The sequence below is a fragment of the Paludibacter propionicigenes WB4 genome, from assembly GCF_000183135.1.
GTDB lineage: Bacteria > Bacteroidota > Bacteroidia > Bacteroidales > Paludibacteraceae > Paludibacter > Paludibacter propionicigenes.
Genome location: NC_014734.1, coordinates 3,168,121 through 3,182,176, shown reverse-complemented (window position 1 = coordinate 3,182,176; position 14,056 = coordinate 3,168,121). Strand labels below are relative to the sequence as shown.

Sequence of the window (14,056 nt, the reverse complement as noted above, 5' to 3'; positions counted from 1 at the left end):
ATCAAAATTCTTGGCAAGCCGAGTGCACAGAATTATAGATTCTGATTAAAGGCAACATGCCCTCGTTCGTTTCTTTTCAATTCATTTCCGTTTAATGGTATAAAATTCCGAACCATTAATTCCATATCCTAAATCTTTTTGAGGAAAATAAGTCATTCCAAGATATAAAGAATCTATTAGTTCTGATTTATTCCAACTTATTCCACCGTTAGAAGTTTTGTATACAATACTACCTTTGAAAGTTGGAAAATCTCCTCCAGCATATTCACAGATAATATTAAAATTGAATCCTTCAGTTTCATTATAAAAATGGAATGTTCCAAAGGTTGAAAATGGGAAATTTGCTGATTTCCAGTTCAAACCTCCATCAGAAGTTTTGTAAATACTTGTACCTCCAACAATAAATCCAATGTTCTCATTATAAAAGTAAATATCCTGCACATTGTTTGAGACAAGAATGGGTGTATTTATAGTTTGCCAACTATCACCATAATCTTTACTTTTAAATATTTTTTGGTTGTCTCCAGCAATATATAAAATGTTGTCCACACATTCAATTTTACTCGTTGAAGAAAAAATCGCTAAGTCTTTAAATTTCCATGTATTTCCACCATCAGAGGTTGTTGCTAAGTAACAATTTCTGGCATTTGGAATATCAGGTGTCTCAATAATTGCGACACCTTTAGTTTCATTGAAAAATTTTAAAGAAAAAATGTTTGTGTAGTCCTTAAAAAACAGTTTAGTCCATGTTTCTCCTCCATTTGAGGTTTTCAATACTACACTTCCTTTTCCACAATCTTCATCAAGACATCCACTCATTGCTCCTCCTGATGCAAATCCCACATTTTTATTAATGAAAAAGACAGAATACAGATGCAATGTTGTACCCGAATTTTGTTTCGTCCATAATTTTCCTGCATTTATCGTTTTATAAATACTCCCATTAAATCCAACTATAAATCCGATTTCTGAATCAACAAAAAACATGTCTCGCGCAATTATATCTAAACTATAATTTGTCTTTGAAATTTCCCAACCACTTAGAACAGTTTTTAAGTCGCTGTATTCAACAGTATTCTTTTCGCATGCAATAAAGAATATAACGAATAGCAGTATTAAAGTCTTTGTCATATACTTTGTCTTTATATATTAGATGCAATTTGTTGCTGTTTCGTTTCAACGAATGGGCAATAACGACCTTGCTTCCGTTTTAATGATTATCAGATGCCGAATTGGATATAATGTCTGGTCTTAAAATGCGGGAATAATTCTGCTGAAATGTACGTCAGCCAATGAAAGAGTGCGTGAGGCGCTTTTATTTTTTTTCTCTCTTCGAAACAATATCAACAAGAACATATCTAACTGAGTATGGGTCTGCCTTAGTTATTTTTTTTGCGTTTAATACATACTCGTAGCCTTTTGTAAAATCAAAACCCTCAATCTTAGTCAAAGCCATCCAATTGTCAGTACCGTTTTCTCTTACACGTAAAGCATCATAAATCTTTGGCGCTTCACCTCCCGCCACTTTTTCGTATTCGCCCGGATACTTCGGAGTAAACTTAACGGTCTGAGAGGCCACAAAAAGTACGATATTTTGTTCGCTGTCTTGCGTTATAACTTTCTTCTTAGAGAGAAGCTTAATAAACACATATTTGACAGAAGAAACGTCTTGAGGTGGGTTTTGCATCCATATTTTTTTTACTTTTAAAGTATATTCATAACCTCTTTCATAGTTGAAATCGAAACCTTCTGTAATAATATCTGTCAACAAATGCTTTCTATTTTCATCGTTGTCTGAAAATTGAATTGGTTGTGTCACCACATCACTTAGTATACTTGCACCATATCCTGTTTCCGGATATATGGTCATTTCAACGGTTTTCTCACGGTTTACTTCTTCATTGGTACAACTTCCCAAAGACGTACTTAAAATAATAATTCCTACGAATAAATTTAGCTTTCTCATTCCGGTATTGTCTATTTTGGTTTATTCAGAAAGTCAAAACGACTTCTATTTATCAATAGACGATAAATCCGTGCTAAACGTTGCATATTTAGAGTGTAATTATGAGTAAACACCGAGGCTATAAGCAGGTTATTCTGTTTTCTCTACATTTGTCCGTTCTATCTCTTTAAGCGGGTTTTATAGATTCTGATTAAAGGCAAGTATATGTCGGTGCGCTGCACCTCCTTTATTTCTGTTCTTCTTTATTCTACTAAGGTTTCGGTGCGCTGCACCTTATTGGACGAACTCTAAGGGACAGCGTCCCGTGCTATTTGTAGAAACCTAATTATTGTTGAGTCATGAGGTGCAGCGCACCGATATATTTTTTTGTTCTCGGGTAAATATGCCCACATTCGGCATAGAATTCAGATTACGTCGCATTAGAAACAATACTCTGACTTGTAAATCTAATTAAATTCTTTTCAATATGGAAAGCAGAAGCTTTCCTTCTAACACGACAAAGCGAAGACACTTTGCCGAACTACGCTACGTTCAACAAGGAATAGGCCGGTAAAATAATACCTGTTGCTATAATAACTAACAGAAGTTTGTTTTTTTTCTTCAGTTTTATTGTTGTTTTAAATTGGGAATAAAATTACTGTAATAACGCCGGAAGGTTTCATATATTTTTATTCTGTCCTCTTTTCCATTGGTGCTATATTAAGTAAGAAAATACTGTATGGTGGTATCTGATCTTCTAATTAAAATTAATGATTATCTTTGTTTCTCCAAAAATAATTATATTTGAAGGATTCAATCATAAAATGCAAGATAAAGAATCTGTTTATTTTGCTAAAATGCACAACAAATATACATATAACAATTTAATAGACCATGTTAAAGAAACTCCTTTTGTCCGCCGCGTTTATTGGCTCTTTAGTTCAGGCTCAACAAACATATAAATCACCATTAACTTCCGCCATTAAAGAATCTGATTTAAAAAAAGATTTGTATGCAATGGCTGACAACCACTTTCGGGGTCGTGAAGCCGGAACTTTGGATGAATTGAAAGCGGCTGTATGGCTTGCTGACGAAGCTAAAAAGGCAGGCATGCAACCCGCGGGTGATGATGGCACTTTTTTCCAGTTTTTTGATTTAATTCGCCATCGACCATCGGATAGAAGTACCATAAGTATAAACGGAAGAGGATTGGCTTTGTGGTCGGATGTGCTCATTGCACAACCGAACGAAGCAATTGTAGATGCTCCTATCGTATTTATTGATAAAGGCAGAGCGGAAGATTTGGAAAAAGCAGACCTTAAAGGAAAAGCAGTAGCCATTATGGCTTCCAACGAAGGTTTGAATCTCAATATGTCATTACCCGAACGACGTTATCCGGTTTTTGTCCGCAATAAATTTTATGAGAAGCTGACAGCTAAAGGAGCAGTAGCTATTATTTTTATAGCAGATAAATTAGGTGAAGAGTCCTGGCCGGCAGTAGTTCCTCAAATGACAAGAGGTCTTTATGATATTGCAGGAGGAATTAATGAAAAAATATCTCCTAAAGCTCCGGTTATATGGGTTCATGAAAAAGAACTTGATGCATTGAAAAAAGCAGGCAGTAGATTGACAACGAATATTATAACCGAAACATTCTGTTATCCTTCGGTCAATGTGATTGGAAAAATTGCCGGTACTGATCCTGAACTGAAAAAAGAACACGTGCTTATCAGTGGTCATCACGACCATGAAGGTATCCGACAAAAATACGGTGAGGATTCAATTTATAACGGAGCTGACGATAATGCAAGTGTTTGCGTTGCTATGCTTGCTATGGCTCGTGCTTATAAGATACAACCTGCTAAACGCTCCCTGTTGTTCGTTTTTCATGGTTCTGAAGAACGGGGTTTGCTCGGTTCAAAATATCATGCTGCTCATCCTGTTGTTGATAAGTCTTCTATCATTGCTGTTCTCAACGGAGATATGATAGGCCGAAACGATGTAAATGAAGCAACCATATTAGGGGCTAATGATCCGCATAAAAATTCGGATGATTTGGTAAAGATAACGCTGAGAGCTAATGAAGAAGGTCCGAAGTTTAGGTTGAATAAGGACTGGGATAAACCGGAACATGTGGAGTACTTCTATTTTCGAAGTGATCATCTGCCTTACGCAAAAACAGGAATTCCTGCCATCTTTTTTACCAGCATGCTTCACAATCAATATCACACGCCCATGGATAAATCGGAAAACATCAACTACTTAAAATTAAAGAAGATGACCGACTGGATATATCGTACCAGCTGGATTTTGGCGAATGAGAAAAAAAGACCTGCTTTAGTCACAAATTTCAAGTTAGAAAGATAAAAAGACTGCGTCAGAAATTCGTACTTTCCCCACGTTCGGCGTAGTCTCCAGACTACGTCGTATTAGAAACAAGGCTCTGACTTATAAATCCAATTAAATTCTTTTCAATATGGAAAGCAGGAGCTTTCCTTCTAACACGACAAAGCGAAGACACTTTGCCGAAGTACGTTAAGCTCAACAAGACCATAAGCAGCTCATTCTATTTTCTCTACATTTGTCCGTCCTATCTCTTTAGGCAGGTTTTATAGATTCTGATTAAAGGCAATTATATGTCGGTGCGCTGCACCTATTTTATTTCTGTTCTTCTTTATTCTACTAAGGTTTCGGTGCTCCGCACCTTATTGGACGAACTCTAAGGAACAGCGTTCCAAGATATTTGTAGAAACCTAATTATTGTTGAGTCATGAGGTGCAGCGCACCGATATATTTTTTTGTTTTCGGGTAGCAGACTCGTGTTAGTCTGTTGGCTGTATTTATTTTTATTCAAGTCTTGATTCGGGAATGTATCCCCATCGCACAAGTTCCTGTTTGTCATCAATTCTCTTTATTCCTCCATCATAAATCAAACAAAATTGATTTGCAACGTCCAAAACATTCCGATAGTCATGGTCGGTCAATATGATTCCTTTAAATTCAGACGTTTTCAGAATTAGTTTCTTTATTTCTCCAACCAAAATTGGTGAGACTCCATTAAACGGTTCATCGAGTAATATGAATTTACAAGCCGTATTCAACAATAATTTGATTTCAAGGTATCTTAATTCTCCACCGGATAAATGTGCTATTTTACTTGCATCCAGTTTTTGCAATATCGGGTCTTCCATAAAATCTTGTACTTGATTTTTATCCAAATACAATTTTACTGCCTTTTCTATACTCATATGTTTGGGCAGAAATGAATCCTGAGGAAGATAACATATTTCATTTACGGTCTTATAAGGTTGATCATAAACCACTCCATCAATTCTGATAAATTTTCTGTCAGCTTGTAAAGTTCCAAAAAGGATCTTCATTAGTGTCGATTTGCCCGTCCCGTTTCGTCCGAGCATGCCAATAATATCACCTGTTTGACATTTCAGATAAATGTCAGTCAGGACATCGTGCATATAGAATGATTTGACAACGCTGTCAATTTCAAGCAAGTTTGGCATAATGTAAAATGGCTATTAGTAAGTAACCTGTCAGGACATAAGTAGACAAAGTAGTAATAAAAAGACTCAACTTTGAAATTCCCCGATTATAATAGAAATAATATTCATTTTTCCTTGACATCTCTTTGTATAACAGACACAATAACGGACCACCAAACATACAACAGCGAATGTATACGATATAAAATGGTGGAGGCTCAGGCAATGTCATTAATGTAAAGTGTACAATAAAAGCAAGTAATACCGAGCTAGACAGATTTAAAACTAAGGTACTTTTAAAATACTCCCAATGTAGCGTGAGTTTTAGCATGATTCTTCCTTTTTTTCATTTACTACTATTGACCTCTCCTCGCATTACATATTGTTGTCAGAATCAGGATTCTTGGCAAGCCAAGCGGCAAAGCCGAGCGTACAGAATTATAGAATATCCAGAATTAAAGATTCTGATTAAAGATCAGTTTATATTGTAAGCTTATTACGTCAACGTTTATCTGTAACTCTGTTTGTCGTAGCGTAAATAATACTGCTTCCTACCACGACAAGCCGAAGACACTTTGCCGAACTACGTTGCGCCCAACACCCTTGCCTGCTAATGGCAGGAGCAAAACTACCTGAATACATATCACATCAGTCAGCCAATGAACATAACCATATGTTATATGTTAGACGTCATTTATAGATTTGATTCTTTTTAATTTTCAAAACCTTGATATTAAACCAATGCTAAGTCTATATCCGCTCCAATTTGCGAATCTTTTTTTCTCATAAATTACAAATTCATTTTTTATTTTTTGATAATATAATGGAGAGCTTATACTTAGTGCTCCGCCGGCATTTACTTCAATCCCTATGTGCTGGTTAAACATATATGCAGCATAAAGCATTGGCTCAATATATAAGCCTATTGAATTAAATGTGTAGCTATCATTAATAAGTGCATCGTAACCATATAATTGTAAATTATCTTTCATTTTTACAAATGAATAGAGAAAGGAGGTATTTAGGACATACCCTATCTCAAGAGGACGTTTAAATAACTGATAATTTGCAAATGCTTTGCGAGTGTAAGCTCCAATATTAAAAGCTTTACAATTGATATCCGAAGCATAATACCCTGAGTAATCAGATAAAGATGATCTGGAACCGGTTGACATTAATCCTCCTGTTAAACCCAAATAACTATTATTAATTAAGCGTCCAAATCTTATTGAATAATTAAAATAAGAAGGAAATGAAGTAGTTCTCAGTATGGGTATTTCACTTTTGCTAATGATGGTGCTTTGAAGATCCTTAAGATTTGACATTAAGTAACTTCCGAAACCGGATTCAATCGACAATTCATAAGTATTACTATCCTGATTTGAATAAGAGTTTCTATTTGTTTGAGCAAACAATAAAAATGGTAATATCATAATGATACTAAAGATAACTTTTTTCATAATTATTTCAAATAAGGAGTCATATCCGTTTTAGTGCCACCCATAAAAAATTGTTTTCTGTACAATCGCCCATCATATCCATAGTATGGATTTCCACCTAACGTAAATCGAAATATTTCTTTCATAGTTCCCAGATCAATAAAGTGATAATAGCTCGAAGAACTTACTAATAATATATTACTGTAGCTATCAACATTCATTATATTAAAGTCACCCATTCCATTAAGTACAAGTTGCTTCTTTAATTGAAAGTCCGGACATGAACGCACCTCAATCTTATCCTTTGCGGTGACAATCAATTCACTTTTATTGAGTCGATTAGCTAATACAGAATACGCATTTGAACGGGGTGTAGAAAATACAATTGTTGCATGTTGATGATCGCTCACATCATAGATATATAAGTTTTTTTCACCACATATAGCTGCATAATGCCCGTCGGCAGTGAGGCTTGTGATTGTCATAGGAATAGTGATTGTACTAGCATTATCTAAATTTGGCATAAATGTAAATCTTTGCCAAGTTGGATCCGAACCAATATTGTACATTGTGAATTCCCTGTAATTATTAAAACACACGAAACAACCGTTGTCGGTCATTTGAACGTAATATAAGGATACTGTTTCAGGTCTGGACTCCAATGTGATTTGTCGAATATCTGTCAGATTCTCATCAAAAACATGCAGTACATTATTTAAAATCCCTACAAAATGAGTTCCAGCATTATTCCCCACTAATAAATACTCCACCCCAAATCCATCTACTTTTCTATCATAAGGCGGTAGCGAGTAATCACTCCATATTAGTCCAGGATATTTAGGAATTGCTTTAGACAATACAAACTTGTCTTTTACATTTGAATAAGCCCAATTATAATCAGCTTTTACACCCTGTACATATGTTGTCCATATATATGCACGATATGAAGAAGAGGAAGTATAATTAGCTGGATAAGTCGACAAATTGTAGTTAATATCCACTCCAGGTAAAGCCAAATCTTTAAACGAGTTACCAAATCCTGCATATTTGTTCGATAACTTGTAATATCGTTTTATAGGGCTTGGAGTCCAAGTTACCAAACAACTATCAAACCTAATCGGAGTTATAATAAATTCTGGATATGGATAATTGATATTCGTGCCAAACTCTATTTGTTCATTACTATTTACTGACACATTTAATTCATAATTCTGATATCCACCACAATAATCATTGTCGGAATAAAAAAGTGTATCTCCCGAAACCCTTGTAACAGTCAGTTTAGTTGAATACCCTTTATACACGACACCTATCGTTGATGGGGCTTCCTTAGGTTTAATCCAGAAAACCTGAGCTATACTATCGGCGGTAATGTTATTTTGAAAATGATAATCAAAGGTCTTTAAATTTAAATATCTGACTTTCCATGTTCTACTTCCCAAATAGTTTTCAGCTTTCAGTCTATCTGCAATACTTCCAGATCCAGTACAAGCATAAAAATCAATTGTCAAATCAAACCAGTTTTCATTCTTAATATCTGGGTTGATTGTAAAACTTCCCGTAGATTGTTCGAAAGGTTGGTTCACATTCAAGTATTTCAGTACACCGGCATTAAACCTCAAACCGTAGGTATTGACGTTAAAGTTAAAGTTAGTGGGGCCAAATATTACTATTGAATCTTTGGTTGATGACAAGGTAATATCTAATTGATGATAAGTGTTCGGCTTTTTTATATCTACTTCCGACATAAAGCTGGTATCGTAGATGCACGACTGAAGACAACTTATTAACAAGATAGTTAATATCATTCCTTTTTTTGTTCTCATTATTATTTACTTCTTCTCTGATTGCAAAATTTATCTTTATATTTTTATTGTGCTTATATCGTTCTGAAAATACTATAAAAACTATTTTAATCTTACAGATATATTTAGGAATTGTTTACTTGCACCGAACTATCGTAATCATGGGCACTTCTTGATTTTAATTAAAATTCCATGCCAAAGATAAAAACTTTATTTCACATTAACCAGTATTTATTCTATTAATTTGAATAGAGTCAATTTTTGGCTAAAGATAGCCTATCAATGAATTATCTTTTCTGACACAGTTTATTGAATAGACCCGCTGTGCAGAAAACCCTAAAGGGCGGGGACTCCAATAGTATACACTGTTGCTCTAATAGTGTATACTGTTACTCCAACAGTGTACACTGATACTCTATTAGTATATACTTTTACTTTAATAGTATACACTGTTACTCTAGTAGTGCATACTGTTACTCCAATAGTGTATACTATTACTCTAATAGTACGCACTGTTACTCTAATAGTGTATACTGTTACTCCAACAGTGTACACTGATACTCCATTAGTATATACTTTTACTCTAACAGTATACACTGTTACTCTAATAGTACGCACTGTTATTCCAATAGTGCATACTTTTATTTCAATAGTTATTACTGTAGGTAACGCTAAGTGCATGATCGAAATTAGTTTATCTGAGAATGTAACATGAAACTGTGCAGAAAACTGTGCAAGCCAAACAACGGATTGATGACTGTTCACTGATAACTGTTCACTGATAACTGTTCACTGATAACTGTTCACTGATAACTGCTCACTGAAATGTGTGAATTATGTAACTTATTTTCAAAGTTTTGTAATAGATTAGAATTAAACTAACGTACCTTTACCAAAATATCTTTTAAAACAATTTATCTTGAAGTTATATATCAAATATATGGTGAGTACCCGCTGTAAAATGGCGGTGAAAGAGGAACTGAAAAAACTGGGACTGCACTTCATTGTAGTAGAACTGGGCGAAGTGGAGGTGATGGAAAACATTACCGTAGACCAACGCGAAAAACTGAAAACAGGCTTACTGGATGCCGGACTGGAGCTGATGGACGACAAACGGGCTGTTCTCATTGAAAAAATAAAAAATATAATCGTGGAAATGGTGCATTACGCGGATGAGCCTATCAAGGTCAATTTTTCCGACTACCTCAGCGATAAACTAAAACACGATTACACATACCTGGCTAATTTGTTCTCGGAAGTACAGGGAAGTACTATCGAGCATTTTATCATTGATCATAAGATAGAACGCATCAAAGAACTGATCATTTACGACGAACTTAACATTACGGAAATAGCCTGGAAGATGAACTACAGCAGTGTAGCGCACCTTTCCAATCAGTTTAAAAAGGTCACCGGACTTTCACCTTCGCACTTTAAACAACTCAAAGTAAAACGACGAAATCAGATAGAGGATATTTGACAGTGAACAGTGAGCAGTGAGCAGTGAGCAGTTATCAGTGAACAGTTATCGGTTATCGGTTACAGATATAAATAAAATATGCAAAGAACAAACAAACATGAATCTCAATATGCCAGCAGCTTAATAGAAGCAAGCCTGGATCCGCTTATAACCATCGATATTGATGGAAAAATAACGGATATGAACCAGGCAAAAGTTACTATTACGGGGGTTGACCGCGATAAACTTATCGGCAGCAATTTCTTCGATTATTTCACAGAACCGAATAAAGCAAAAGCTGTCTATAAGAGGGTGTTTGCCAAAGGTTCTGTGAAAGACTGCCCACTGACATTCTGCAGTGTCGACAAAAAACTGACCGATGTACTTTTCAATGGCTCTGTTTACACGGATGCGGAAGGAAACGTATTGGGAGCGCTATTGGTGGCAAGAGACGTAGAGGAGCAAAAATGGGCTATAGAGCTGCGTAATGCCAACAAAGAACTGGTGATTGCCAACAAAGAACTGTTATTTCTAAATAACGAAAAGGAAAAGCGTGCGGCAGAATTAATTCTGGCCAACAAAGAACTGGTATTTCAGAACAAAGAAAAAGAAAAACGTGCTGCCGAGTTAATTATAGCCGACAAAGAATTAGCCTATCAGGCAGGCGAGAAAATGAAACGTGCCGCCGAACTGAAAATTGCCGATAAAGAATTGGTATTTCAGACCGGAGAAAAGGAAAAGCGCGCCGCCGAATTAATTATCGCCGACAAAGAACTCGTATTTCAGACCGAAGAAAAAGAAAAACGCGAAACTGCCGCCAAAGAGCTTGAAGCTTTCAGCTATTCGCTGAAACTGGCCTCGCAATACTCACGAAGCCTAATCGAAGCCAGTCGCGACCCGTTGTTTACCATCAACCTGGAAGGAAAAATTACCGATTTAAACAACGCTTCGGTAAAAATTACGGGCATGAGCAGGGAAGAGATAATCGGAACCGATTTTTTCGATTATTTCACTGAACCGGATAAAGCCAAAGAAGTGTATAAAGACGTTTTTGCCAATGGTTTTGTCACTGATTTTCCACTCACTATACGCGATGGAAAACTGACCGATGTTTTATTCAACGGTTCGGTGTATAAAGATGATAGAGGAAATGTACAGGGCGTGGTGGTAGTAGCGCGCGATATCACCGATCAGAAAAAAATAGAAACACAGTTGAACGAAGCCATCGTGTTTGCCGAAATGGCCACCGAAATAGCCGAGATAGCTAAAACCAAAGCCGAGAGCTCTACCCAGATAGCCGAAACGGCTGTGAAAGCCAAACAACAGTTTCTGTCCAACATGAGTCACGAGATTCGTACCCCCATGAATGCCATCGTTGGTTTCACAAAGGTATTGCTGAAATCTGAACTCACAGCTAAGCAAAAGGAATACTTGTCTGCCATAAAAATGAGCGGCGATGCGTTGATTGTACTGATTAACGATATACTCGACCTGGCCAAAGTAGATGCAGGTAAAATGGTATTTGAAAAAATTCCGTTTAAAATGGAACTATCCATTTCGGCTATGCTCCATTTGTTTGAAACTAAAATTCTGGAAAAGAATCTGAAACTGGTGGTTGATTACGATAAAACAATTCCGGACGTATTGGTTGGCGATCCTGTTCGTTTGCACCAGATCATTCTGAACCTGATGAGCAATGCCGTAAAATTCACAGGAAAAGGTAAAATATATGTGAGCGTACGCTTACTGTCCAATAACGATGACAGTGCCAGCGTTCAATTTTCTATCAAAGACACCGGAATTGGTATTTCGGAAGAAAAAATCGGTAAAATTTTTGAAAATTTCCAACAGGCTTCCAGTGGTACCTCCCGTTTGTACGGCGGCACCGGGCTGGGACTTGCCATTGTTAAGCAATTGGTAGAATCGCAGGGCGGATCCATACACGTAACGAGTGAAATCAACGAAGGCTCAACTTTCAGTTTTACGCTGAATTTTCAGAGAACAAGCCAACAAGCTACAGAAGAAATCATTGCTGAAGAACCCGACGATGAAATTAAAGACTTGAAGGTGTTAGTGGTGGAAGATATACCACTCAATCAACTTTTAATGAAAACGCTGTTGGATGATTTTGGTTTTGAACGTGATATTGCCGACAATGGACGAATAGCCATTGAGAAAATGAAAAACAAAAACTACGACATAATTCTGATGGACTTGCAGATGCCCGAAATGAACGGCTTCGAAGCTACGGATTATATCCGAAATACAATGCATTCGGATATTCCAATTATTGCTCTGACGGCCGATGTTACTACGGTAGATCTGGATAAATGCAAGTACGTGGGGATGAACGATTATATAGCTAAACCGGTAGATGAGCGGATACTCTATTCTAAAATAATAGGATTGGTTAAGAAAACCGTGGTAATCGAAACTCTGGAAAAAGAAGTGGAAGAAGTAGTGAGCAATCTGAAAATAATACGATGTATCGATTTGAGGTACCTCAATACCCGAACCAAATCAAATCCCACATTGATGATGGAAATGATTTCGCTGTATCTGGAACAAACACCGCCGCTTATCAGCGCCATGAAAAAAAGTCTGGAAGAAAAAGACTGGAACAGCCTGCATTTAGCAGTGCACAAAATGATTCCATCCTTTTCCATTATGGGTATCAATGCCGATTTTGAGAATATGGCACGAAAAATACAGGATTACGCCATTGCCGAGCAACAAGCCGACGGCATACAAGAGTTGGTGATGAAGCTTGGAGATATTTGCAGTCAGGCCTGTAAAGAATTGGAAGAAGAATATAATATGATAAAAAGTAAAAACTGATGAAAAGCGAAAAAATTAAACTTTTTCTGGTCGATGATGATGCCCTTTTCTTAAGATCGTTGGAGATTGACTTTTTGCAACGAGCCGATTTCAGTATCGAAACCTATGTAACAGGTGAACTTTGTCTGGAAAACCTGTCGCACAATCCGGATATTATTGTGCTCGACTATTTCTTTGACAGCATCGATAAAACCGCCATGAACGGCATCGAGACACTCGATAGAATAAAAGCGATCAATCCGGATATTCCGGTAATCATGCTGTCGCAGCAGGATAAAATAGATGTTGCCATCGAATGTATGCACCATAGTGCTTTCGATTATGTGGTAAAAAGCGAGACTGCCTTTATGCGTTTGCAGAAAATCATTACCAATATTTTTAAATACCAAAAGCTGGAAAAGGAACTGAGCTGGTATATGGACCGAATGTAGGTTAGTTGATAATTGATAGTTGATAATTGATAGTTCTATTGATTTATAAAATAAGCACAAGCACTTTATGATTTGGAGCGTTGTCCACTTAATTGTGTGGCAACGCTTTTTTATATTCCAAAACTACCACCCTACAGAACGAATCTGAGACTCATCTGAGGAGTAATTTTTCCAATCTAAAATGAAATTATACCAATCTAAATTAATATTTTGAGAATCTGAGAAGCAATTTACCCAATCTAAAATGAAATAAAAGCAATCTGAGACAATATTTTTCCATCTGAGGAGCAATATAAGTCATCTAAATTGAAATAAAACGAATCTGAGAAGCAATAGAACCAAACTAAAACAAATTAAAAGTAATCTGAGACAATATTTTATCCATCTGAGAAGCAATTTACCCAATCTAAAATGAAATAATACCAATCTGAGACAATATTTTACCCATCTGAGAAGCAATAGAACCCAACTAAAACAAAATAAAAGCAATCTGAGGAGCAATATATCCAATCTAAAATGAAATTATACCAATCTGAGGAGCAAAAAAAGTCAGCTGCGGAGTAAATATTCTCATCTGAGCAGCGATTAAAACCGTCTAAAGTCCTAGAAAACAACCCTTCTTTCCCTCCTTGTTGCCTTTTA

The 14,056-nt window shown here is 36.3% G+C and carries 9 protein-coding genes; 4 read left to right on the top strand and 5 right to left on the bottom strand.

Going from position 1 to position 14,056, the window contains the following annotated elements:
• Positions 1–81: 81 nt before the first annotated feature.
• Positions 82–1,131, bottom strand: a complete 1,050-nt coding sequence (locus PALPR_RS13210; protein WP_013446148.1) for a WD40/YVTN/BNR-like repeat-containing protein — start codon at positions 1,129–1,131, stop codon at positions 82–84.
• A 184-nt stretch (positions 1,132–1,315) separates the two neighbouring features.
• On the bottom strand, positions 1,316–1,966 hold the full coding sequence (locus tag PALPR_RS13205; protein WP_013446147.1) for a DUF4377 domain-containing protein: 651 nt from the start codon (positions 1,964–1,966) through the stop codon (positions 1,316–1,318).
• Positions 1,967–2,839: 873 nt separating this feature from the next.
• On the opposite strand from PALPR_RS13205, the gene PALPR_RS13200 reads away from it, so the two are divergent.
• Positions 2,840–4,312 (top strand): M28 family metallopeptidase, encoded by a 1,473-nt coding sequence (locus PALPR_RS13200; protein ID WP_041620420.1) that lies wholly within the window; start codon positions 2,840–2,842, stop codon positions 4,310–4,312.
• 479 nt (positions 4,313–4,791) lie between these two features.
• Here the strand turns inward: PALPR_RS13200 and PALPR_RS13195 are convergent, their stop codons facing one another.
• The 3 genes from PALPR_RS13195 to PALPR_RS13185 form a co-directional block, all read right to left on the bottom strand.
• Positions 4,792–5,463: an ATP-binding cassette domain-containing protein gene (locus PALPR_RS13195; protein WP_013446145.1), complete on the bottom strand. Its 672-nt coding sequence runs from the start codon at positions 5,461–5,463 to the stop codon at positions 4,792–4,794.
• A gap of 698 nt (positions 5,464–6,161) precedes the next feature.
• Entirely contained in the window at positions 6,162–6,902 is a 741-nt protein-coding gene (locus PALPR_RS13190) for a hypothetical protein (protein ID WP_013446143.1), read from the bottom strand.
• 2 nt (positions 6,903–6,904) lie between these two features.
• A complete protein-coding gene (locus PALPR_RS13185) occupies positions 6,905–8,707 on the bottom strand; it encodes a hypothetical protein (protein ID WP_013446142.1) in 1,803 nt (600 codons plus the stop codon).
• An 898-nt stretch (positions 8,708–9,605) separates the two neighbouring features.
• Between PALPR_RS13185 and PALPR_RS13180 the strand changes: the two genes are divergently transcribed.
• The 3 genes from PALPR_RS13180 to PALPR_RS13170 all read left to right on the top strand — a co-directional run bounded on the left by PALPR_RS13180 (position 9,606) and on the right by PALPR_RS13170 (position 13,414).
• A complete protein-coding gene (locus PALPR_RS13180; protein ID WP_013446140.1) occupies positions 9,606–10,166 on the top strand; it encodes a helix-turn-helix domain-containing protein in 561 nt (186 codons plus the stop codon).
• 78 nt (positions 10,167–10,244) lie between these two features.
• Positions 10,245–12,983 carry an ATP-binding protein gene (locus tag PALPR_RS15555; RefSeq protein ID WP_013446139.1) on the top strand — a complete coding sequence of 913 codons (2,739 nt, stop codon included), beginning with the start codon at positions 10,245–10,247 and terminating at the stop codon, positions 12,981–12,983.
• On the top strand, positions 12,983–13,414 hold the full coding sequence (locus PALPR_RS13170) for a response regulator (RefSeq protein WP_013446138.1): 432 nt from the start codon (positions 12,983–12,985) through the stop codon (positions 13,412–13,414). The genes PALPR_RS15555 and PALPR_RS13170 overlap by 1 nt, the downstream gene beginning before the upstream one ends.
• The last annotated feature ends 642 nt before the right edge of the window (positions 13,415–14,056 follow it).